Consider the following 21965-nt stretch of genomic DNA (forward strand, 5'->3'; position numbering starts at 1 on the left):
TGCAACTGACGGAGAGCGAGCCTCCCTTGGCCTGTGACCTGTGGCTGGTCCCCCTCGTCGACGTGCTGTGCCACAGCCCCGACAATCCCTTCGCCGAAGAGATCGCCGCCTACGACAAGGCCCTCACCGAGTCCGGACTGCCCACCGTCCCCGTCTTCGCCTACATGCCGGGGCTCTCCGGCGACGTGGCGCCCGTCGCCGGTTTCGACTACGACGCCCTGCACTTCCTGCGCCGCGCCTATCTGCTGCGGATGTGCGGTCTCGCGGTCGAACCGGTCGACGAGCTCGGCGGTGACTACGAACAGCTCCTGGAGATGTTCGAGGCGACGGCCCAGCAGTCCCACCTGGTCTGGCACTACGACCACGCCGGTGCGTACGTCCCGGTGGACTTCCCGGTCCCGCTCTTCAACGACGAACTCCTCGAGGGCGGCGGGCCGCTCGGGTCCTCGCACGGGCTGCTGCGGGAGCTGGAGTTCGTCGCGTCCTCGATCGGGATCGACCCGGCCAACCCGCCGGCCGCGCCGCTGCCGCCGGAGCGGCCGACCTCGCTGGAGGAACCGGCGGGGCCGATCGCGTACGACGACAGTCCCTTCGCCCGCGAGCGGCATGTGTGGCTCGGGCTGCACGCGGCGGCGACCCGGAGCCTCGGACAGGGCTCGATGATCATCCTCAGCTGAACCCCTCCCCGTTGCCCCGAAAGGCCGCCCCAGGAGTCCCGGGGCGGCCTTTCGTCGCTGTCGGCGGCGGTCAGCGGCGGTCAGCGGCCAACCGTCCAGCGGCCAGTGGTCAGCGAGGCTCCGGCGGACGCTGGCGCGGCATGTTCGGGCGGGTCCCCGGGGGGAGCGGGAAGCGGGCCGCGGCCGGCGGCCCCTCGGGGCGGGGCGGGCCCGTGCCCACCGACTGGAGGGCCAGCGGCGCGGGGCCCGAGCGGAACTCCACCATCCAGTCCGCCGTCTCCGCCCGCACCAGCTCCGTCACGTCCTCGGAGAACCGGCGCAGCACCCCCAGGCACCGCTCCGCCGCCTCGCTCGCCGTCCCCTCCGTCGGCCCGAGGACCTCGCGCACACTCTCCGACGCCCAGTCGAACTGCAGCGCCTGCAGCCGGCGCTGCACCGCCTGCGCCGTCGCCACGTTCCTTATCCACCCCGACGTCAGACCGAAGTACCGGTCGCAGCCGATGCACGCCGCGCCGAGCAGGAGGGACAGATACCCCCACCCGGCCGCTCCGTCCGCGACGCCCGTCAGGTCGAGCAGGGGCAGCGCCGCGCCCGCGATGACGCCCAGCGCCGTACCCGCCCGCAGCACGCGCGCGCAGCGGCGCTTCCAGACCCGGTCGGAGAGGTACCACTCCGCCGTGCGCAGCGCGTTGGACTCGACCCAGCGGTACAGCTCGTCCAGACGCTCCGCGGGCTCGCCCCAGTCGCCGAGCGGGAACGGCGTCCCGGTCAGATCGCTGCTCGCGGCGGCGCCTCCGGGCTGTCCCGCCGACGGCTGCGGCGGCTGCATCTCCGGCTGCTGGCTCACCGGGGCACTCCTCTGTTCAGCTCGGCGCTCGTGTCCTTCTCGGCGCTCGTGTCCTTCTGTGACGTGCGGTGCACGTGGTGCCTGCCCTTCCTACCGCCGAATGGTGGGCTGTGGGCCCGGAATCCCGGGATTTCCGCCCGCAAGAGCGTCTTGATCAGGTAGAGGAGCCCGCAGTTTCTCACTCGAAAGAGTTGGGCGGCAGCGGCGGCACGGACCACGTAGGCTCGGCGTACCGAACACTCGGCGTACCGAACAGTCGTCAGCGAGACACCAGGAGTGAGTGACCGTGATCCCCGGTGGTGGCCAGCCCAACATGCAGCAGCTCCTGCAGCAGGCCCAGAAGATGCAGCAGGACCTCGCCCGCGCCCAGGAAGAGCTCGCCGCGACCGAGGTCGAGGGCCAGGCGGGCGGCGGCCTGGTGACGGCGACGGTCACCGGCTCCGGCGAGCTGCGCGGACTGGTGATCGACCCCAAGGCCGTCGACCCGGAGGACACCGAGACGCTGGCCGACCTGGTGGTGGCCGCGGTCAAGGCGGCCAACGACAACGCGCAGCAGCTGCAGCAGGCCAAGCTCGGTCCGCTCACGCAGGGCCTGGGCGGAATGCCGGGTCTGGGCTTCTGACCCCGCTGGGCTTCTAAGCCGCCCCGGCAGCCACTACCGTAAGAATCAAGCACTCCCCGGAAGGGCGTTCCGTTGTACGAAGGCGTGGTTCAGGACCTCATCGACGAACTGGGCAGGCTGCCCGGCGTCGGTCCCAAGAGCGCGCAGCGGATCGCCTTCCACATCCTCCAGGCCGAGCCGACGGACGTCCGCCGTCTCGCGCACGCGCTCCTGGAGGTCAAGGAGAAGGTCAGGTTCTGCGCGGTCTGCGGCAATGTGGCGCAGCAGGAGCAGTGCAACATCTGCCGCGATCCGCGCCGGGACCTCTCGGTCATCTGTGTGGTCGAGGAGCCGAAGGACGTCGTGGCGATCGAGCGGACGCGTGAGTTCCGCGGCCGCTACCACGTGCTCGGCGGCGCGATCAGCCCGATCGAGGGCGTCGGCCCGGACGATCTGCGCATCCGCGAGCTGCTCACCCGGCTCGCGGACGGCACGGTCACCGAGCTGATCCTCGCGACCGACCCGAATCTGGAGGGCGAGGCCACCGCGACGTACCTGGCGCGGATGATCAAGCCCATGGGACTGAAGGTCACGCGTCTCGCGAGCGGTCTCCCCGTCGGCGGCGATCTCGAATACGCGGACGAGGTCACGCTGGGCCGTGCCTTCGAGGGGCGGCGCCTGCTAGATGTATGACGACAGGGCCGACAACGGCTCGTGCGCTCACTCGTGAGCACAAGGGAGGCACCCTCGATGTCTGACGCCACGCTGCACTCCATCACGCAGGATCCGGACGACTTCGCGGTCCAGATCGCCGACTCGATCGAGTCCTTCATCGTCGCCACCACGGAAGTGGCCAAGGGCGACGAGCCCGACAGTGCGGTGCCGTTCCTGCTCCTGGAGATCTCGCAGCTGCTGCTCGCGGGCGGCCGCCTGGGAGCGCACGAGGACATCCTCCCGGACGAGCGGTACGAGCCGGACACAGGCCCCGACGTCGACCTGGACGAGCTGCGCATGCGGTTCGCGGTGCTGCTGGAGCCGGTGGACGTCTTCTCCGAGGTCTTCGACCCGTACGAGCCGCGCAAGGCGCCGGTGCCCTGCCGGATCTCCGACAACCTCGCCGACATCATCTCGGACCTGCGGCACGGCCTGGCCCACTACCGGGCGGGCCGGACGACTGAGGCGCTGTGGTGGTGGCAGTTCTCCTACTTCTCCAACTGGGGACCGACCGCGTCCGGGACCCTGCGCGCCCTGCAGTCGCTGGTCTCCCACGTCCGCCTCGACCAGCCGCTGGCGGAGCTGGACGGCCTCGACATCGACGAGGACCTGGCGGAGGACGAGCTGGCGGAGGAGGCGGGCCGGGTGATGGCGCGCGAGATCGCCGGACCGCTGGGTCTGGTGTCCCGCAAGGGCGCGTTGAAGAAGTAGCGCGCACCGAAGGGGAGTGGCCCGGGGCCGCCGTGACCTGGGGTTTGTGACCCCTCCCACAACTCCGCGTAGCTCGCTCCCCTGGGGGCAGGGGGTCGACCACGGGCAGTCCGGGCCGGCGGGCGTGATCACAACCTGAGCGGGACATCTCAGGATGTGATATACGGTCGGCGATTCCGGGCTGCTCGTTAAACTGAGCCGACCGCAGTAATGACTGCGGCAGAGACCTGAGCGAGGAGCGCACGTGGGCCTTGTCGTGCAGAAGTACGGAGGCTCCTCCGTTGCCGATGCCGAAGGCATCAAGCGCGTCGCCAAGCGGATCGTGGATGCCAAGAAGAACGGCCACCAGGTGGTCGTCGTGGTTTCCGCGATGGGCGACACGACGGACGAGTTGATCGATCTCGCCGAGCAGGTATCCCCGATCCCTGCCGGGCGTGAGTTCGACATGCTGCTGACCGCCGGAGAGCGGATCTCCATGGCCCTGCTGGCCATGGCGATCAAAAACCTGGGCCACGAGGCCCAGTCGTTCACGGGCAGCCAGGCCGGTGTCATCACCGACTCGGTCCACAACAAAGCGCGCATCATCGATGTCACGCCGGGCCGGATCCGGACCGCCCTCGACGAGGGCAACATCGCGATCGTGGCCGGTTTCCAGGGCGTGTCCCAGGACAAGAAGGACATCACCACGCTGGGCCGCGGCGGGTCCGACACCACGGCCGTGGCGCTGGCCGCCGCGCTCGACGCCGAGGTCTGCGAGATCTACACCGACGTCGACGGTGTGTTCACGGCCGACCCGCGTGTGGTGAAGAAGGCGAAGAAGATCGACTGGATCTCCTTCGAGGACATGCTGGAGCTCGCCGCCTCCGGCTCCAAGGTGCTGCTGCACCGGTGCGTCGAGTACGCACGTCGTTACAACATCCCGATCCACGTCCGCTCGTCCTTCTCGGGGCTGCAGGGCACGTGGGTCAGCAATGAGCCGCAAGGGGAACGCAAGGTGGAGCAGGCCATCATCTCCGGTGTCGCCCACGACACCTCCGAGGCGAAGATCACCGTCGTCGGCGTGCCCGACAAGCCGGGCGAGGCCGCGGCCATCTTCCGCGCCGTCGCGGACGCCGAGATCAACATCGACATGATCGTGCAGAACGTGTCCGCCGCCTCCACGGGCCTGACGGACATCTCCTTCACCCTCCCCAAGGCCGAGGGCCGCAAGGCCATCGACGCCCTGGAGCGGGCGAAGGGCGCGATCGGCTTCGAATCGCTGCGCTACGACGACCAGATCGGCAAGATCTCGCTGGTCGGCGCCGGTATGAAGACGAACCCGGGCGTCACCGCCTCCTTCTTCCAGGCGCTGTCCGACGCGGGGGTGAACATCGAGCTGATCTCGACCTCCGAGATCCGCATCTCGGTCGTCACCCGCGCGGACGACGTGAACGAGGCCGTGACGGCCGTCCACACCGCCTTCGGTCTGGACAGCGACTCGGACGAAGCCGTGGTCTACGGCGGCACCGGCCGGTGACCTGCGCCCTGACGTGGGGCCCGACGCGCCGTGGGGCCCGGCGTGCTGCCTGACGTGGAGTTGTTGCACCGCAAGCCGACGCTCGCGGTCGTGGGAGCGACCGGGGCCGTCGGCGCGGTGATGCTCCAGCTCCTGTCGCAGCACGCCGACGTCTGGGGCGAGATCCGACTCGTCGCCTCCCCCCGCTCGGCCGGCCGCAAGCTGGCCGTGCGCGGGGAGGAGGCCGAGGTCCTCGCGCTGAGCGAGGACGTCCTGGAGGGCGTCGACCTCGTCCTCCTCCTGGCGCCCGAGGACGTGGCGGCGCGGTGGGCGCCGATCGCGGCCGCCAAGGGCGCGGTCGTCGTGGACACCTCCGCGGCGTTCCGGGCGGACCCCGACGTGCCGCTGGTGGTCCCCGAGATCAATCCCCACGCGGTACGGGTACGGCCGCGCGGGATCGTCGCGAGCCCCGGCTGCTCCACCCTGGCGCTGATCGTCGCCGTGGGCGCCCTGCACGCCGAGTTCGGCGTCGGCGAGCTGGTGGTGACCGCCCAGCAGGCTGCCAGCGGCGGCGGGCAGGCGGGTGTCGCGGCCCTGCGGGAGCAGCTGTCGCTGGTCGCGGGGACCGAGCTGGGCCACCGTCCCGGTGACGTGCGGCGGGCCGTCGGCGACGACACGGGGCCCTTCCCCGGGCCGGTCGCGCTCAATGTGCTGCCCTGGTCGGGGACGCCGATGGAGGACGGCTGGTCCTCCGAGGAGCTGCGCATCCGCGAGGAGACCCGCAAGATCCTCGGCCTTCCCGGGCTGCCGGTCGCCGCCACCTGCGTACGGGTACCGGTGGTCACCGCGCACTCCGTCTCCGTCCACGCGCGGTTCGAGCGCCCGGTCACGGTCGGGCGCGCGCACGAGATCCTGGCGACCTCCCCGGGCGTGGTGCTCTACGACGATCCGGCCGCGGGCGGTTTCCCGACGCCGGCCGACGTCGTGGGCACGGACCCCACCTGGGTGGGGCGGGTCCGTCGCTCGATGGACGACGAGCGGGCCCTCGAGTTCTTCGTCTGCGGGGACAACCTGCGCAAGGGCGCGGCCCTGAACGCCCTGCAGATCGCCGAGAGTGTCATCCGTCCGGAAATCGGCGTCGGTTGACCGTTCACTTTTGTAGGATCTGTGAAGCCCCTGTGATCAAGTCACCGACAAAGGGCTCTTGAACTGGGGCGATGCCATGTTCGACGATGCTCTTCCCGCTTACCGCGACCGGTAGTTGGGTGGGAGCATCTCTGTGTGCGCCTCTGTGGTGTGTCGCACAACGCGCGGAGAAAACGGGGCATTGGGGAAGAGCGTGTACGCATGAGGGCGAACTGCACACCGTCAAAAACGGTGGCGTACGCGTACAACCCTGACGGGGGGAAGCGTGTCCAACAGGCGTGGCAGAGGTACTCGACATCGCAGCGGTGGTCCCGCTCCGCGGAGTGCGCCCGCTCAGGCGGCCGCGCCCGGCCGGCGGCATGCCGGTGATCGCCCCCATGCCCGCCCGAACCCGGGCGGCCGGGGTGAGCGGCATCCCGTCGCCGCGCGAGAGCGCTGACGACACCATGGCCGCGGGCACCACCGTCGACCATCTGACCGAGACCTACCGGGCGCACTACCGCTCGCTGCTCGGCCTCGCCGCGCTGCTCCTCGACGACACCGCCTCCTGCGAGGACGTGGTCCAGGAGGCGTTCATCCGCGTCCACTCCGCCCGTAACCGGGTCAGGGACCCGGAGAAGACGCTCGCCTATCTGCGCCAGACGGTCGTCAACCTCTCGCGCTCCGCGCTGCGCCGCCGCATCCTCGGCCTCAAGCTGCTCTCCAAGCCGATGCCGGACATGGCGAGCGCCGAGGAGGGGGCGTACGACCAGCTGGAGCGCGACGCGCTCATCAAGGCGATGCGCGGGCTGCAGCGACGGCAGCGCGAGGTGCTGGTCCTGCGGTACTTCGCGGACATGACGGAGGCCCAGGTCGCCGAGACGCTGGGCATATCCCTGGGGTCGGTGAAGGCGTACGGCTCGCGTGGCATCGCGGCGCTGCGCGTCGCGATGGAGGCGACGGCATGAGCTCCGACGGTGAGGAACCCGGCGGTACGGCATGGCTGCCCGGCGGTACGGAACCCGGCGGTACGACTGGGCTGCCCGACGGTGAACGCGACGACATGGGACACGAGATTGTGAACGACGGGCCGGACAAGGCGAGGGCCGAGGACCGCCCAGGCGGCGACGGCCCCTTCGCGGACCAGGACGGACAGGGCGGACAGGACGGACAGGACGGAGAGGGCATCTTCGCCGGCGAGGAGCCGGCGCTGCGGAGCCTGTTCCACGGCGCTGTGGCGGACCTCCAGCCCTCCGAGGGCGCACTCGACCATCTGCGCCGCGCGGTGCCCGCGCGGCGCGCCCGCAAGCGGCAGGCCATCGTCGGGGTCGCCGCCGCGGTGGTACTGATCGGCACGGCCGTGCCCGCGTTCGTGCACGTGGCCAACTCGGGCGGCATCGCCACCGACCAGTCGGTGAACGCCGGCCACGGCCAGCAGGCGCAGGGCGGCACGGGCACCGGCGCCGAGACCGGCGTCGAGGGCGGCGAGAAGACCCGCCAACCGTCGGCCGGCGCCACGAGCCCCAGCCAGGGCGAGGCCGCGGGTGCGGGCACGCCCACCGAGGCCGCCACCGACGAGAGCGGCGGCACGGGCGCCGACTCGACGCGGCCGGTCGAGTCCCAGCCGGACTCCTCGCCGGTCTGCGAGCCCGGCCAGCTGGGCGTCAGCTCCGCGCAGGCGGGCGGCCCGGACGCGGAGGGGAAGGTCTACGGCACCTTCCGCATCGCCAACATCTCCGGCGAGGACTGCGTGGTCGGCGGCGCCGGCAGCATCGGCTTCCAGGCGCTCGGAGCGGCGGACCCGGCCAAGATCACGGTCGTGGATCACGCGGCCGGGGACCCGGCGAGCGGCCTGCCCGACCCCTCGCTGGAGACCCCCACGCTCGTCCTCAAGCCGGACAACGCCTACGAGGTGCGGTTCGCCTGGGTCCCCACGGAGACCTGCCCGACCACTGGCACCCCGCCGGACCCGACCACCAGCCCGGACGGCGACGGCACGGGCGGCACGGGCGGCACCTCGGCGGGCGGCACCGGCTCGTCCGGGACGGACTCGACGGGCGAGAACACGGCCCCCCAGCTCGGCACGGCGGACGGGACCCCCGCGGACGGCTCCATCGCCGTCAGCCACACCGCGGAGCCGGGCAGCCCCGCGGCGGAGACGACGATCCCGAACGCCTGCGCCGGCACGATCTACCGCACCGGAGTGCTGGCCGCCTCGTAGCGACCGGCCGGCCCCTCAGCAGGGCCATCGGGGGCCGGAGAAGGCCCCCCCCCGGGTCTCAGGCCCCCGGGTCTCGGAGAGGCGACTCAGAGGCCCAGGGCCGCGTCCCGCTCCGCCTCGGCCTCACGGCGCAGCAGCCGGAACCACATGAAGACGACGAAGCCCGCGAAGACGAACCACTCCGCCGTGTACCCGAGGTTCTGGAAGGCCTTGAGGTCCAGGGACGTCCCGGCCGCCGCGGTCGCCGGGACCGGCGTCAGGCCGGCGGGGGAGTCCGTGAGGGTGACCCAGGCGTCGTAGACCTTGTCCGGCACCACGTTGATCAGCGAACTCGCGCTGATCATGCCGAGCTGCCCCTCGGGAAGCCCGCCCGCCGCATGGACGCCCTTGCTGCCCGCGTTCTCCGAGGCCTGCAGGGCGCCCACCACGGTGACCTCGCCGGTCGGCGGGGCCGGTGCCTTCGCACCGGCCGGCAGCCAGCCCCGTACCACCGGCAGCGACGTGCCGCTCTCCGTCTTCAGCATCGTCAGGACGTAGCTGCCGGTACGGCCGTCCAGCTCACGGTCCGGCACCAGGAACTGCTCGCCGTACCTGCCGCTCGCCTCCGCGTGCCGGCCCGAGGTCTCCTTGTCCACCGGCAGGAGCCGCTCCAGCGGCTCGGCCCTCAGCGTCCCCGGGTCCGGGGCGCGCTCCGCCTCCCGGTGGGAGTCGACGCGGTCCTCGAACTTGCCCATCTGCCAGGTCCCCATGAACAGGCAGAAGGGGATCGCCAGCAGGACGAAGACATTGATCCCCCACCAGCGGGGCGTTTTCAGGAACCGGTACACCCCTCCACGGTACGCAGTCCGCCTCACCCCCCGACCGGCCGGGTCCCCGGGTGCCGGGCCGCACTGTGCTTGTTCAGATGCCTGTCGGCGAAGTCCAGCTCCAGGCGCACCTGCTTGATCCGCTCCTCCACCACCAGCGAGCCGTGCCCCGCGTCGTACCGGTAGACCTCGTGGACCGCGCCGCGCGCCGCCAGCCGCTCGACGTAGTTGTCGATCTGGCGGATCGGGCAGCGCGGGTCGTTGACACCCGCCGAGATGTACACCGGGGCCGTGACCTTGTCGACGTACGTCAGCGGGGACGAGGCCTCGAAGCGGTCCGGCACTTCCTCGGGCGAGCCGCCGAAGAGCGTGCGGTCCAGTGCCTTCAGGGCCTCCATCTCGTCCTCGTACGCCGTCACGTAATCCGCCACCGGGACGGCGGCGAGCCCCAGCGACCACGCGTCCGGCTGGGTGCCGAGCCCGAGCAGCGTCAGATAGCCGCCCCAGGAGCCGCCGGAGAGCACCAGCTTCGCGGGGTCGGCGAGACCGGAGGCCACCGCCCACTCGCGGACCGCGGCGATGTCCTCCAGCTCGATCAGGCCGACCCGGTGCTTCAGCGCGTCCGTCCACTCCCGGCCGTAACCGGTCGAGCCGCGGTAGTTGACCCGGACCACCGCGTAGCCGTGGTCCAGCCAGGCCGCCGGGCCCGAGGCGAAGGCGTCGCTGTCGTGCCAGGCCGGGCCTCCGTGGACCTCGAAGACGGTCGGGAACGGCCCCTCACCGGTCGTCGGCCGCTGCACGAGCGCGTGGACGCGCCCGCCGGGCCCCTCCACCCACACGTCCTCCACCGGCACCGAACCGGGCGCCTTGTCGCCCGGCGGGTCGAGGACGACGCCGCCGCCCGTCGAGCGCACCACCGGCGGCAGCGCGGCCGAGGACCAGAGGTACTCCACGCTGCCGTCCGGGCGGACGGTGGCGTCGGACACCGAACCGGCCGGGGTCTCCACCCGGACCAGCGCGCCGGTCGCGATGTCGTACCGCCACAGCTCGCTGCGCGCCTCGTAGCTGTGCACGATGAGCAGACCCGTACCGTCGGCGTACCACTCCGCCGACACATCGCCCGGCAGGTCGAGGCGGAGATCGGTCTCCTTGCCCGTCGCCACGTCCCACAGCAGCGGCTCCCAGCGGCCCCGCCGCTGGTGTCCGACGAGCAGCCGGGTGTCCCCGTCCACCGGTGCGAAGCCCAGCACCGCGAGCCCGAGCTCCTCGGTGCCGCCCTTGGTGTCGTCCAGCTCGGCGACCACCGAGGAGTCCTCGGCTCGCAGCACCCGCAGGGCGGAGTGCATGGCGTCGCCGTGCTCGGTGTGCTCGATGGCGATCAGGGTGGAGTCGTGCGAGAGGTCGCCGACGCCGGCCGACTCGCGGTGCCGGTAGATCTCCACGGGCGCCGCCCCGTCCCGTACCAGGTGGACCGTGGAGCCCTCCTCGTCCGTGGAGCGGCCGACGACCACCGTGCCGTCACGGCCGATCGCGAGCCCCGCGGGGTAGGACGGCGGGAGCCCGGGGATCGCGGGCTCGTCCGCCCCGCCGTCGAAGGGCTGCCGCATCCACACCCCGAACTCGTCCCCGTCCTTGTCCGAGAACCACCAGATCCACCGGCCGTCGGGGGAGAGGGTGCCGTCCGTCGTGCCGTTCGGCCGGTCGGTCACCTGCCGCTGCCCGCCGCTCGCCCGGTCCCAGGCGTACAGCTCGTACGTCCCCGTGGCGTTGGACACGAACAGGGAACGGTCGGGCGCGTCCTCGGCCCACTCGGGCAGAGACACGCGGGGCGCCCGGAACCGCTGCTCCCAGACGGGGATGTCGTTGATCTCGTTGCTCTGGCTCATGGCCCCCATGATGCGCCGAACCGCCGACAATCCGTCCGCCTCGTCCGCAACCTGTGGATAACCTCTCGGGGCCGGGCCATCGGGCCAGGTCAGCCCGGGGACTTGTCCGACGGCGATTCCGACCGCCGTTCGCGCGAGGACGGTTCACCGGCCGACCTCGACACGCGGTTGCGTACGACGGCGGTGGCGATGGCACCCGCCAGTGCGGCGGCCCCGAGGCCCAGGGCGATGGCGGACGGGCCGGAGTCGGAGACGGCCTCGGCGGGGACGGTGGACGCCGCTTCGGCCGCCGCCCGCAGCGGGTGCAGGTCGAGGGGGTTCAGGTCGAGGGGGCGCATGTCCCCAGGGGAACGGACCGGGGCCCGCCGGGCCACCCGGCGGACCCCGTTCGGGTCAGGGACGGCCGGGCCGGGGGAAGGGTGAGCGTCAGGAGCCGGTGGTCGCCGGCGGACGGGTCGAGGGCGTCTCCGCCGAGCCCTCCGCGGGCGCGAGCCAGGCCATGCCGATGAGCAGGAAGACCACGAAGGCGATCCCTCCGGCCACGGCGGCCGTCTTCCTCGGGCGGCGCCGGGAGAGGGCCGCGAGACCGCTCTCGCCGCGCGGGGCCTGCCGGGGGTTGCGCGGTCGCGCCGAGGGTCTCGCCGAGGGTCTGTGCTGCGGCGCGGTGTGCTGCGGTCCGGTGTGCTGCCCGGGCCGGGGACGCGACGGCGGCGGAGTGTGTGCGTGCGGCTGAGTGTGCGGCCGTCCCTGGGACCGCCCATGCGGCTGGCGGTGCGACTGCGGGCGCGGCGCCTGCCGCTGTGACTGCTGGGGTCGCTGTGACTGGTGAGGCTGCTGGGGCTGCTGGTACGTCGGTATCTGCGGCTGATGGCCGCGCCACGCCCCCGAGGCGAACCAGTCCGCTATCGCCTGCGCCGGAGGACGCTGCTCGGGCTGCTTGGCCAGCAGCGTCAGGAGGTACGCCTCGAACGCGGCCGGCAGCCCCACCCCGAGCTGCCGCGGCGGAGCCGGCGGCGTGTCGATGTGCTGGTACAGCAGCGCCGTCGCGGTGTCGCCCTGGAACGGCGGCCTCCCGGTGAGGAGTTGGTACAGCACGCAGCCGAGCGAGTACACGTCGGAGGCCGGCGACGCCGGCTGCCCCAAGGCCCGCTCGGGGGCGAGATAGAGGCCGGTGCCGACGATCTGCCCGGTGGTGGTGAGCGCGCCTGAGGGGTCGTCGACGAACCGGGCGATGCCGAAGTCCGCCAGTTTCACCGTCCCGTCGCCGTCCAGCAGCAGGTTCCCCGGCTTGATGTCCCGGTGCACCACGCCCTCCCGGTGCGCGGCGGCAAGGCCCGCGGCCGCGTGCGCGGCCACCACGGCGACCCGCTCCGGCGACAGCGCCTGCGGAGCCCCCGGGTCCCCGGCGAGGCTGCTCCCCTCGACCAACTCCATGACGAGGTACAGCTTTCCGTCCCACGTGCCGAAGTCGAAGACGCCCACGACATGCGGATGGCTCAGCCGAGCCGCCGTCTGCGCCTCCAGCCGGAACCGGTCGGCGGCCGAGGGGTCGGACTCGTGACCCAGCATCAACTTCACGGCCACGGACCGCCCGAGCACCTCGTCGGTGGCCTGCCACACCTCGCCCATGCCGCCACGCCCGACACACATGTGGAGCCGATATCGGTCCGCGACCAGCACCTGAGACCCAGCCTTTCGACGGTCAGCCAACGTGATGACGTTCCAGAGTAGAGCCGCGCGATCCACACCCCGTCGCCGGATGGCGACCCCGGTCATTTCCCGGCGGAGAGCTCGCCGCTGAGGCTGCTGTGGAGACGGGCGCTGGCCGTGTTCAAGCCGGTGATCTCGACCCGCTTGCCGCGCTGCGCGTACCGGTGCTCGATCGCGTCCAGCGCGGCCACGGAGGACGCGTCCCAGATGTGGGCGGCGGAGAGGTCGATCACGACCGTCCCGGGGTCGCCGGCGTAGTCGAACCGTCCCACCAGGTCGTTGGAGGACGCGAAGAACAGCTCGCCGGTCACCCGGTACACGACCTGGCCGCCGTGCGGATCCAGGACGGAGGTGACGTCCGCGAGACGGGCGACGCGCTTGGCGAAGACGACCATCGCCGTGACGGAGCCGACCACCACACCCACGGCGAGGTTGTGGCTGGCGACCACACAGACCACGGTCACGACCATGACGACGGTCTCCCCGGCGGGCATCCGCCTGAGGGTCTTCGGCGCGACGGAGTGCCAGTCGAAGGTCGCCACGCACACCATGACCATCACGGCGACGAGCGCGGCCATCGGGATCTCGGAGACGACCGGCCCGAGGGCGAGGCACAGCACGAGCAGGAACGCCCCCGACAGGAAGGTGGAGAGCCGCGTCCGGGCCCCGGACACCTTCACGTTGATCATCGTCTGGCCGATCATCGCGCAACCGCCCATGCCGCCGAAGAACCCGGTGACGATGTTCGCGACGCCCTGCCCGATGGACTCCCGGGTCTTCGAGGACCGGGTGTCGGTGATCTCGTCGACCAGCTTCGCCGTCATCAACGACTCCATCAGCCCGACGAGGGCCATGGCCAGCGCGTACGGAGCGATCAGCGTGAGCGTGTCCAGGGTGAACGGCACGTCCGGCAGACCCGGCACGGGCAGCGCGGACGGGAGCTCGCCCTTGTCGCCGACGGTCGGCACGGCGATGCCGGCGGCCACCGTGATCACGGTGAGGACGACGATGGACACCAGCGGCGCCGGGACCGCCTTCGTGATCTTCGGGAAGAACACCGTCAGCGCCAGACCGGCCGCCATCAGCGGATAGACGGCCCAGGGCACGTCGTACATCTCGGGCACCTGGGCCATGAAGACCAGGATGGCGAGCGAGTTGACGAAGCCCACCATCACCGAGCGCGGAATGAACCGCATCAGCTTCGCCACGCCCAGCACACCGAGCACGATCTGGAAGACGCCCGCCAGGATCACGGCGGCGATCAGGTACCCCAACCCGTGCTCCCGGTTGAGCGGGGCGATCACCAGGGCCACGGCGCCGGTCGCGGCCGAGATCATCGCCGGCCGGCCGCCGACGACGGAGATCACCACGGCCATGGTGAAGGAGGCGAAGAGCCCGATCGCCGGATCCACCCCGGCGATGATCGAGAAGGAGATCGCCTCCGGGACCAGCGCGAGGGCGACGACCAGACCGGCCAGTGCCTCCGTCCGCAGCACCTTCGGCGAAAACGTCCTGGGCAGCGCGGACAGCGTGGACAGGGTGGAGGACAACACGGCGACAGACCTCTGGCTCGATCGCGGGAACACGCAGGAAGGGCCTGATCCGCACTGCGGATCAGGCCCTTGACCTGGTCTTACGAAGTCGGGGTGGCGGGATTTGAACCCACGACCTCTTAGTCCCGAACGAGGTTCGGGCGGGATCGTGGCCAGCACGTATGGCGTTTTTGCAGGTCACGGCGTTGGAGTGACCGGGTGTCGCGTGGTCCTGCGGGGGCTCGGGGAGCGGGTCGGCTCCCAGATGGCTCCCAGGGGGCGCAGGCGGCGGTCAGGGTGCTGAGCTGTGACTGCGAGGTCGGCCGGTACGGGTGTGCCGGCCGTCTTCTTGAGGCAGGCCAGCAGCCAGCAGTGTGCGGCCCCCGCCGACATGAGCCGGGTGCCGCACACTGCTTGATCGTTCAGCTTGCCGCCGTTAGCGCGGCCGGTCGGTCAGTGCCTGCTCCCCCTGGGGCAGGGGCGGGCCGTGAGCGGCGAATACCTCACTGGTTGAGGTACCGAGTTGCCGCGATCTGGATGAGGATGCCGCCGCCGGCGAAGGCGGCCCCCTTGAGGATCTGGATCACCAGCGTCCAGCGGAGGAAGCGGAGCCGGCGACGCGTCTTCTGCCAGAGGGGGCCGACGCGTTCCGGACCGCCGGCGGCAGCGCGGAGCCGCAGGCAGACAGCCTTGATCTTCCTGGCCAGTCGGGCCGGAGGGGCCTTACTATTCAAGACGGAACTCCTGGTTGGTCATCGATCTAACGGGCGTTTCGGCAGGGGAGGTCTCGGTCGCGGTTTGCCGACCCTTCAGGCCGAGCCTTCCCTGCACTGCCGGGGGTGCGCGGCAGTAGCCATTAAGGGGGCGGGGGAGCCCCTCATACCTGTCGCTGGACACATGTGTCCCCTGTTCCTGATTCGAGTGAGATCGACCATTCAAAATGCTAGCGGAGTCCGCCGAGGGCGATTGCAATTTCCGTTGAGTCCCTCCCGGCTGATTTAGCAGAACGGATCAGAACCTCCATCTCGGTCTTCATCCCTGCACGCGCAAGGATGTCGGCATATGCGCCGATATCCCCTTCGCTCAATGCCGCCCCCAGGTCCAGCAGATGAGCCGCGCGGTCGGCCTCGGCCATCGCCGCCAGGTGTGCCGGTAAATTCGGGTTCGTCGGCGCCGTGCTGTTGCGCCGGTCCCCCCTGTCGGCGGAGGTGTTGCAGGAACTGTTGCGCCGGTCCCTCTCGCCCCCCGCCTCGTCGCAAGTGCACCTGCCCGCGCATCGACGGCAGGTCGACTTCCGTGCGGCCTGGAGGAGCGGCTTGAGTGCTGCGAACTTGCGGGCCAGCGCGGCGACATCTCCACCGTCTGCCATCCCCTCGGCCGCCAACCTGGACATCTCCTCGATAACTGCCGTACGCGGAAGCCGCCGTCCGTTGAGCCAGTGGGAGAGGAGCGGCGGCGAGACGTGCAGCGCCTGCGCCTTCTGCGCCATCGTGTCGCCAGGGCGGACATGATGGATGAGGAGCTTGAGGGCTTCGGCGAACGCCTGAACCTCTTCCGTGGCCTCTGGCGCACAGGTGGTGCTGATCGATCCAAGTGACGGCATGCCAAACGAACCCTTCCGCTCGCTCGAGATTGCCTAGGGAGAACCAGTGATCACCGGAAGCCTAGCCATTCCCTGGCTCGGTGGTGCACAGTTCCGTGCTTTTTCTTGACTACTTTTCGCGGGAGTATTTGCCACCTTTAATGCCGACAAATAATGCTAAAACGGATCTTTACGGGCGCCTTCTCTTTCCTTGCTCGTGTAAAGATCGCTAATCGCTGGAATGAGGGTGTGGGGTCGTGCTACTAATGAATGTCCGCAGCCCGCTGCCACCAGTGCCACCTCGGGCCATCCCGCCGGGAGGCCCCCGCGAATGGAGATGTCATGCCGTCCTGGCAGGATGCCGGCCTCGGAACGATGAAGCGCGTGGCCCTGTGGTTGGTCTCCGTGGTCGGCGAAGGCAATACCTTCACCAAGGAGGACCTGCGTGCAGCCTTCCCTGGGGTGTCCCAGGTCGACCGCCGCATGCGAGACCTCCGGGATTTCGGTTGGCGTATCGACACCAACAGGGAAGACGAGGAGCTGGACCCCCACGAGCAGCGCTTCGTGAAGCCCGGCGACCCTGTCTGGGAGCCAGGTCGCGCGACCCGCAAGTCAGGAACGATCGCAATCGGTGCGGTGCGTCGACGCGAGGTGCTGGCTAGGGACGGGAACATGTGCCGCTCCTGCGGCATCACCCCCGGCGAGATCTACGCCGGCACCTACGAGGCAGCCCAGCTCGACATCGCCCGTAGGGAAGTGGTGAAGCCGGACGGCACCAAGGCCACGGAATTGGTCACCGAGTGCAAGCGGTGCCGGGTGGGAGGCAGGGCGCTCGCAGTGGATCTGGGCAAGGTGCTCAAGGCAGCCGCCGCCCTCGACCCGGCCGAGCGCAGCGTACTGTCCGACTGGGTGGCGGCCGACCGGCGGGAGTTCAGCCGCCTGGAGCAGATCTGGAGCGACTACCGCTCTCTGCCTGAGGAGTCGCGGGCGCAGCTCCGGGCGGAGCTGGGACTCGGCTGAGCAGCCCTGTTGCACAGAACAACCTCGTAAGAACGCGAACGGAAGCAGGTGCAACTACATGGCCAAGGGCTACGGTCTGCCGCCGGGTGCCGAGGAGAACCGCGCCCTTGTCCGGTCCCGGTTGGAGGAGGTCGCGGCCGGCGGCGGCCCCCGCGAGACCTTCACTGTCGAGTGGCGGGGCGGGCCGGAGCATCTGGAAGTCATCCAGATGCCAGTGGGCAGCCTCTACTACAACCCGGCAACCCACCGCATCCGCGCACAGGCCGGCCACGACCCGAAGCAGGCGGAAGCGCTCGCGGACGACCCGTGGAGCGGTGACAGCCAGGCATATTTGGACCGCCTTCTGCAGGTGCTCCCGGCAGACCCCGCCCGGACTGATCCTGAGTTCGACGAACTGATGGCGAGCCTGAAGGAGTACGGCCAGACTGATCCGGGGCTGATCACTCACGAAGGCATCCTCGTCAACGGCAATACCCGGCGCGCTGCTCTGATGCAGCTTTTCGGCCCCAACCACGCCATGCGTGTAGCTGTACTGCCGCCTTCCTGCGACTGGCAGGACATCGCTGCGATCGAACTGTCGCTCCAACTGCGCAAAGAGCACCGTCGGGACTATTCCTACATCAACCGGTTGCTTGCGGTTCAGGAGCTAGTGGATCAAGGCACGCCCCTCGCTGTCATCGCCGCTACCTTCCGCACGACCGCAGAACGCTGCCGGCAGGACCAGTGGGTGCTCGCCCGCATCGAGTCGCTCATCGAGCGAAGTAAGACGGCCGGCGAGCAGCTGTCCTTGGTCGCTTTCGAGGACCAGGCTGAGAAGTTCCGCGAACTGCACCGCGCCTACGCCAAGCAGTACGCGGTCAACCCCGAGAAGGCAGAACTGCTGCTAGAGAACCGGCTGGCAGCCATTCTCTTGGGGTTCGCCAAGACCGACGTCCGGTTCATCGATCACGACTTCGGTGACCGGTACCTCTCCAAGGTGCTGCCACCTAGCGAAGCTCCAGCTGAGATTTCGTCGAGTGTGGGCATCCCTGGCCTGGGGCGGGCAGTGAAGGGTCCGTCCGCCCCCCTTAGTGCTGCCAAGGCAATGACAAACGCCGTCCTTCACGCGCGATCTGTCAGCCAACCGGGCAGCAAAGTCCCGCCGGAGGCTGCGGCTGGGGCCCAAAGGGAGATCATGCGGCTGCGCGCGGCAATGGACGAGGCCATCACCAACGTCGGCCGCGACGCGCGTATCAAGAAGCGCAAGCAGGCAGCACCTGCCCGCTTGGCTGACGCCGCCCGCGACATCGAGCAGTGCGTCACTGATCTGGTCCTGTCCCGGGCGCAGCGGAGCCTGGACGAGGAGTCGTTCGATGATGCCGTCACTGAGCTACGGCAGAAGCTGGACAAGCTCGCTGCGGAGGTGAAGCGCACTGTGCAGCACCCCGGAGACGGTGTGACGTGGCTCCTCGAAACGTTTGGGAAGGCGCAGTAGGTGGCCGACGAGCCCAGTCTGACGATCGGCTTCGACGTCACTCGCACGCAGGCAGCGCTGCGGACTGTGCCCGAGTGCCGTGGTGCGCTGGGGCAGTTGATCGCCAGCTTCCCCAGCGGCCGGATGACCGACAGGCTCTCGGCAGCGGTCCCCATCGATAGCTTCCTGGCCAGTATCAGCGCGCTCGGGACCTGGCCCCGACCGGACAGCGTTGTCTGGGAGGAGGACTTCCGCCTCCTCGCCACCGAGATGCTCGACACGGCGGACACGGCGGAGAGGCTTCTCAGCGGCTCGCCCGACGAGGACACCGTCGAGCCGGAGTCGGTCCCGGCCCTGCTGGGCGACGACTGGATCGGCCCTCTGACCCCTTTCCAACTCCGCGACATAGCCCGCCTTCTCTCGGTCGGCCACGGAGCCAACTTCAGCGTGCCCGGCGCCGGCAAGACCCGTGTCTCCCTCGCCGTCTTCTCTGCACTCCGCCAGCGCGGAGCCGTAACCCGCATGCTTGTGGTGAGCCCGAAGTCCGCCTACGAAGCATGGCAATGGGAGCCGGAGCAGTGCTTCTCCACCAGGCTCGACGTGCAGGTGCTCGGCAAGTCGGTCCCGGCCTCGGCAGACATCCTGCTCGTCAATTACGAGCGTCTGGACCGGGCCCTCGCTGGGCTGTCCCAGTGGCTGGAGGCGGCCCCAGCGATGCTCGTCCTCGATGAGGCCCACCGAATGAAGCTCGGCGGGGCCGGGGTATACGGTGCCGCCTGTATGGCGCTAGGCCCCCTCGGCCGTTTCCGGATGATCCTCAGCGGCACTCCTGCACCCAATAGCGCCAAGGACCTGGAGAACCTGCTCTCCTTCGTCTGGCCAGGTCACGGGCGGCGCGTGGTCACTCAAGCTGTCGACGGCGGCGATCTCGCCCATGCCAGCCGAGTACTGCGCCCCCTATATACGCGGACGACCAAAGAGGAGCTCGGACTGCCTCCCATGGAGACGCGGGTGCGCCGAATCCCGATGCCGCCGCTTCACCGCGAGATCTACGACGCTCTGGTGGGGAAGCTCTCAGACAGGGCGGCGGCCGACCGCACCGACTTCGAATCGCTCGGCAAGACAGCGCTGCGCCTGCTGATGGCCGCCACCAGCCCGGCTCTGCTCGTGGCGGGCTCAACGCGTTATGAGCCGCTGCACTTCCGCGTCCCACCGCTGGAGGTGGCCGAGGGGGATCCGCTCTCCATGCTCCTCCGCCGACTCCCCGACTACGAGCTGCCGCCTAAGTACCAGGAAACCCTCTCCATCGTGTCCGCCAATGCTGCGGCCGGACGCAAGACTCTGATCTGGACGAGCTTCGTCCGCAGTATCACTTCGCTCCACGCACTGCTGGCGCCGTTCCAGCCAGCGGCTGTGCACGGGGGGACCCCCGACCGGGAAGCTGAGTTGTGCCGCTTTCGGGAGGATCCGGACTGCAGCGTCCTCATCTCCAATCCGGCGACCCTCGGCGAGGGCATCAGCCTCCACCAGGTGTGCCATGACGCGGTCTATGTGGATCGTGATTTCCAGGCCGGCCGGTTCCTGCAGAGCCTCGACCGCATTCACCGCCTCGGCCTCGCACTGGACACGGAGACGCGGGTCACGGTCCTTACGGCCGAAGGCACGGTCGACGAGGTGGTAGCCCTTCGGCTGGCGCAGAAACTGGACTTCATGGGGCGGATCCTCGACGACCCGGAGGTGCAGCAGCTGGGCGATCCGGAAGAGGAGGTCCCGCTGGCCGCAGGAATGGACGCCGCGGACGTGCGAGCACTCCTGGAGCATCTCGGGGCGGGAGCCGTCTAGCGCCAGCAGGACTGCGACTCACAGAGTTCCGTCTCGCAGCAGCGCCTCGACGGCGTCCGCCTCCCGCTGCAGCACAAAGCGCCCGTCCCCGTCGCTGAAGGCGAGGATGCGGCCGCCCGTATCCAGGCCCGCCTCCGCCAGGAGCCCCAGCGGCAGGGACACACGGCCCTCGTCATCGATCTGCAGTTCTGCTGGTTCGCGTATCACAGCTGAAGTCTGCCAGTCTCCTCGTCGGACGGGGCTGCCCTGCCGTCCGGAGCCCGGATAGAGTCCTGCCGTGGACGGCGAAGCGATGAGCACGCAGGCAGCCCTGTGGCCTGTTGACGAACCAGGCGATCCGGAACTGGATGCCGTTGCGCAGCAGATCCTCACTGCCGACCCGCATGGCAGGAGGACCGCAGGTGCGATCCGGCGGAGCATCGACATGCTGCTGGATGGGCAGCACACCGGTCGCTTCCGGTGGGACCAGCTGTACAAGACCGAGAAGGCCCACTTGGGCACGCTGATCGAGATCAACATGCAGCGCGAGTTCGGCTTCGCCGACGGCCTCAGCATGGACTACTCGATCGCCGGCACCGACGTCGACTGCAAGTACTCGCAGACGCTCGGCGGGTGGATGGTCCCGCCAGAGGCCCTCGGCCACCTGCTGCTTGTCGTCTGGGCCAGCGATGAAGAGTCCAGATGGTCCGCCGGCCTGGTGCGCGCCCTGCCTGAGAGGCTGAACAATGGCGGCAACCGGGACGCCAAGAAGACACTGAACGCCGCGGGGCGGGCCGCAGTGCGGCGGCTATTCCACCAGGCTCCCCTCCAGGAGAACATGCTGCTGCGGCTCTCCGAGGCCGATATCAAGGCGATCTTCTCCCACAGGAGCGGCCAACGCAGGGTGGACGATCTCTTCCTCAGAGCTCAGGGCCGACGGATCAGCCGCACTGTCGTCGCTACAGTGGCGATGCAGGAGGACTACATGAAACGCGTCCGCTACAACGGCGGATCGCGCTCAAGGCTCCAACCCCGAGGCATCGTTATCCTGGGCCATTACTCCAGTCACGGCCGGATTGCCGAAGCGCTTGGCCTGCCCGTACCTGGTCCCGGTGAGTCGGTGAGCGCCCGGCTTGCGGCTGCCGGTCCCCGCCACGGGGATGCACCAAGAGTAGAACTGGGCGGGCGGGAATGGGTTGTCGCGAGGCCGGATGACCCAGAGGAAGCCGTCCCCAAACTGCCGGAGATATGAGCGAGCAAGCGCAACCAGAGCAACAGGCCGGGCAGTGGACACGGCCCGAAGGTTCCTGGGCCTCCTCGGCTGCGAACCGGCGGAGCATGCTCGGCAACCGGAACCGCGACACCGCACCCGAGCTGCTCCTCCGCTCGCTCGTCCACGCCGCTGGACTGCGCTACCGGGTGGCGGCCAAGCCGCTTCCGAAGATGCGACGTACGGCTGACATGGTCTTCCGCCCAGTGAAGGTGGCTGTCTTTATCGACGGCTGCTTCTGGCACGGCTGCCCAGATCACTTCGTGATGCCGAAGACGAACCGGCCGTACTGGGAGGACAAGATCGGCCGGAATATCAAGCGCGACCGGGACACGGACAACCGGCTCGCGGAGGAGGGGTGGCTGGTGCTCCGCTTCTGGGAGCACCTCGAGCCAGAGGCGTGTGCCAGGACCGTCATCGAGGTAGTGACCGCCCGGCGGCAGGAGGCCGCAGCCACGAAGCGTGACCGGAAGGCCCCCTGACCGCCCGCCTGC

At 69.8% G+C, this 21965-nt stretch carries 22 protein-coding genes; 13 read left to right on the forward strand and 9 right to left on the reverse strand.

Annotated features, from left to right (window positions below; translation table 11 throughout):
- Positions 1-26: 26 nt before the first annotated feature.
- Positions 27-677: a hypothetical protein gene (locus tag ACF06X_RS30210; RefSeq protein WP_392290481.1), complete on the forward strand. Its 651-nt coding sequence runs from the start codon at positions 27-29 to the stop codon at positions 675-677.
- Positions 678-786: 109 nt separating this feature from the next.
- Here the strand turns inward: ACF06X_RS30210 and ACF06X_RS30215 are convergent, their stop codons facing one another.
- Positions 787-1506 carry an SLATT domain-containing protein gene (locus ACF06X_RS30215; protein WP_392290628.1) on the reverse strand — a complete coding sequence of 240 codons (720 nt, stop codon included), beginning with the start codon at positions 1504-1506 and terminating at the stop codon, positions 787-789.
- 304 nt (positions 1507-1810) lie between these two features.
- Here ACF06X_RS30215 and ACF06X_RS30220 point away from each other — a divergent pair, with 304 nt between their 5' ends.
- The 7 genes from ACF06X_RS30220 (at position 1811) to ACF06X_RS30250 (ending at position 8391) form a co-directional block, all read left to right on the forward strand.
- Positions 1811-2146, forward strand: coding sequence for a YbaB/EbfC family nucleoid-associated protein (locus tag ACF06X_RS30220; protein ID WP_158994433.1), 336 nt, complete (start codon positions 1811-1813; stop codon positions 2144-2146).
- A gap of 72 nt (positions 2147-2218) precedes the next feature.
- The gene (recR, locus tag ACF06X_RS30225; RefSeq protein WP_158988352.1) at positions 2219-2818 is read left to right on the forward strand and encodes a recombination mediator RecR; all 600 of its coding nucleotides are present in this window, start codon (positions 2219-2221) and stop codon (positions 2816-2818) included.
- A 57-nt stretch (positions 2819-2875) separates the two neighbouring features.
- On the forward strand, positions 2876-3550 hold the full coding sequence (locus ACF06X_RS30230; RefSeq protein ID WP_392290482.1) for a DUF5063 domain-containing protein: 675 nt from the start codon (positions 2876-2878) through the stop codon (positions 3548-3550).
- A 244-nt stretch (positions 3551-3794) separates the two neighbouring features.
- Complete coding sequence (locus tag ACF06X_RS30235) at positions 3795-5066, forward strand: aspartate kinase (RefSeq protein ID WP_158988350.1); 1272 nt, start codon at positions 3795-3797, stop codon at positions 5064-5066.
- Positions 5067-5129: 63 nt separating this feature from the next.
- Complete coding sequence (locus ACF06X_RS30240; protein ID WP_392290629.1) at positions 5130-6191, forward strand: aspartate-semialdehyde dehydrogenase; 1062 nt, start codon at positions 5130-5132, stop codon at positions 6189-6191.
- Between the two features lie 278 nt (positions 6192-6469).
- A complete protein-coding gene (locus tag ACF06X_RS30245) occupies positions 6470-7138 on the forward strand; it encodes a SigE family RNA polymerase sigma factor (RefSeq protein WP_392290483.1) in 669 nt (222 codons plus the stop codon).
- A complete protein-coding gene (locus ACF06X_RS30250) occupies positions 7135-8391 on the forward strand; it encodes a hypothetical protein (protein ID WP_392290484.1) in 1257 nt (418 codons plus the stop codon). Before ACF06X_RS30245 ends, ACF06X_RS30250 begins: the two co-directional genes overlap by 4 nt.
- An 86-nt stretch (positions 8392-8477) precedes the next feature.
- On the opposite strand, the gene ACF06X_RS30255 is transcribed toward ACF06X_RS30250, so the two are convergent.
- The 7 genes from ACF06X_RS30255 to ACF06X_RS30285 all read right to left on the reverse strand — a co-directional run bounded on the left by ACF06X_RS30255 (position 8478) and on the right by ACF06X_RS30285 (position 15928).
- Complete coding sequence (locus ACF06X_RS30255; protein ID WP_392290485.1) at positions 8478-9218, reverse strand: SURF1 family protein; 741 nt, start codon at positions 9216-9218, stop codon at positions 8478-8480.
- A 23-nt stretch (positions 9219-9241) separates the two neighbouring features.
- On the reverse strand, positions 9242-11092 hold the full coding sequence (locus ACF06X_RS30260) for a prolyl oligopeptidase family serine peptidase (protein WP_392290486.1): 1851 nt from the start codon (positions 11090-11092) through the stop codon (positions 9242-9244).
- Positions 11093-11172: 80 nt separating this feature from the next.
- A complete protein-coding gene (locus ACF06X_RS30265; protein WP_392290487.1) occupies positions 11173-11421 on the reverse strand; it encodes a hypothetical protein in 249 nt (82 codons plus the stop codon).
- A gap of 88 nt (positions 11422-11509) precedes the next feature.
- A complete protein-coding gene (locus ACF06X_RS30270) occupies positions 11510-12733 on the reverse strand; it encodes a protein kinase (protein WP_392290488.1) in 1224 nt (407 codons plus the stop codon).
- A gap of 122 nt (positions 12734-12855) precedes the next feature.
- Positions 12856-14346 (reverse strand): SulP family inorganic anion transporter, encoded by a 1491-nt coding sequence (locus ACF06X_RS30275; protein ID WP_392290489.1) that lies wholly within the window; start codon positions 14344-14346, stop codon positions 12856-12858.
- A gap of 482 nt (positions 14347-14828) precedes the next feature.
- On the reverse strand, positions 14829-15059 hold the full coding sequence (locus ACF06X_RS30280; protein ID WP_392290490.1) for a hypothetical protein: 231 nt from the start codon (positions 15057-15059) through the stop codon (positions 14829-14831).
- Between the two features lie 209 nt (positions 15060-15268).
- The gene (locus ACF06X_RS30285; RefSeq protein ID WP_392290491.1) at positions 15269-15928 is read right to left on the reverse strand and encodes a helix-turn-helix domain-containing protein; all 660 of its coding nucleotides are present in this window, start codon (positions 15926-15928) and stop codon (positions 15269-15271) included.
- 321 nt (positions 15929-16249) lie between these two features.
- Between ACF06X_RS30285 and ACF06X_RS30290 the strand changes: the two genes are divergently transcribed.
- From ACF06X_RS30290 to ACF06X_RS30300, 3 genes are read left to right on the forward strand one after another with little or no spacing between them, the layout of a single operon-like run.
- The gene (locus ACF06X_RS30290) at positions 16250-16927 is read left to right on the forward strand and encodes a hypothetical protein (RefSeq protein WP_392290492.1); all 678 of its coding nucleotides are present in this window, start codon (positions 16250-16252) and stop codon (positions 16925-16927) included.
- Between the two features lie 58 nt (positions 16928-16985).
- Positions 16986-18401 (forward strand): transcriptional regulator, encoded by a 1416-nt coding sequence (locus ACF06X_RS30295; protein ID WP_392290493.1) that lies wholly within the window; start codon positions 16986-16988, stop codon positions 18399-18401.
- Positions 18402-20222 (forward strand): DEAD/DEAH box helicase, encoded by a 1821-nt coding sequence (locus ACF06X_RS30300; RefSeq protein ID WP_392290494.1) that lies wholly within the window; start codon positions 18402-18404, stop codon positions 20220-20222.
- 18 nt (positions 20223-20240) lie between these two features.
- Here ACF06X_RS30300 and ACF06X_RS30305 read toward each other — a convergent pair whose 3' ends face one another.
- On the reverse strand, positions 20241-20429 hold the full coding sequence (locus ACF06X_RS30305) for a hypothetical protein (RefSeq protein ID WP_392290495.1): 189 nt from the start codon (positions 20427-20429) through the stop codon (positions 20241-20243).
- A gap of 70 nt (positions 20430-20499) precedes the next feature.
- On the opposite strand from ACF06X_RS30305, the gene ACF06X_RS30310 reads away from it, so the two are divergent.
- Together ACF06X_RS30310 and ACF06X_RS30315 are read left to right on the forward strand one after the other, a co-directional pair.
- Positions 20500-21453: a NaeI family type II restriction endonuclease gene (locus ACF06X_RS30310; RefSeq protein ID WP_392290496.1), complete on the forward strand. Its 954-nt coding sequence runs from the start codon at positions 20500-20502 to the stop codon at positions 21451-21453.
- Positions 21450-21953: a very short patch repair endonuclease gene (locus ACF06X_RS30315; protein ID WP_392290497.1), complete on the forward strand. Its 504-nt coding sequence runs from the start codon at positions 21450-21452 to the stop codon at positions 21951-21953. Before ACF06X_RS30310 ends, ACF06X_RS30315 begins: the two co-directional genes overlap by 4 nt.
- Positions 21954-21965 lie beyond the last annotated feature (12 nt).

The organism is Streptomyces sp. NPDC015346 (assembly GCF_043078785.1).
GTDB lineage: Bacteria > Actinomycetota > Actinomycetes > Streptomycetales > Streptomycetaceae > Streptomyces.

Excerpts from the sequence above, each read along its gene's own strand:
- ACF06X_RS30250 (WP_392290484.1), top strand. The coding sequence starts at position 7,135 with ATGAGCTCCGACGGTGAGGAACCCGGCGGTACGGCATGGCTGCCCGGC.
- ACF06X_RS30265 (WP_392290487.1), bottom strand. The coding sequence starts at position 11,421 with ATGCGCCCCCTCGACCTGAACCCCCTCGACCTGCACCCGCTGCGGGCG.
- ACF06X_RS30230 (WP_392290482.1), top strand. The coding sequence starts at position 2,876 with ATGTCTGACGCCACGCTGCACTCCATCACGCAGGATCCGGACGACTTC.
- ACF06X_RS30315 (WP_392290497.1), top strand. The coding sequence starts at position 21,450 with ATGAGCGAGCAAGCGCAACCAGAGCAACAGGCCGGGCAGTGGACACGG.
- ACF06X_RS30270 (WP_392290488.1), bottom strand. The coding sequence starts at position 12,733 with ATGTGTGTCGGGCGTGGCGGCATGGGCGAGGTGTGGCAGGCCACCGAC.
- ACF06X_RS30290 (WP_392290492.1), top strand. The coding sequence starts at position 16,250 with ATGCCGTCCTGGCAGGATGCCGGCCTCGGAACGATGAAGCGCGTGGCC.
- ACF06X_RS30260 (WP_392290486.1), bottom strand. The coding sequence starts at position 11,092 with ATGGGGGCCATGAGCCAGAGCAACGAGATCAACGACATCCCCGTCTGG.
- ACF06X_RS30285 (WP_392290491.1), bottom strand. The coding sequence starts at position 15,928 with ATGCCGTCACTTGGATCGATCAGCACCACCTGTGCGCCAGAGGCCACG.
- ACF06X_RS30215 (WP_392290628.1), bottom strand. The coding sequence starts at position 1,506 with ATGCAGCCGCCGCAGCCGTCGGCGGGACAGCCCGGAGGCGCCGCCGCG.
- ACF06X_RS30295 (WP_392290493.1), top strand. The coding sequence starts at position 16,986 with ATGGCCAAGGGCTACGGTCTGCCGCCGGGTGCCGAGGAGAACCGCGCC.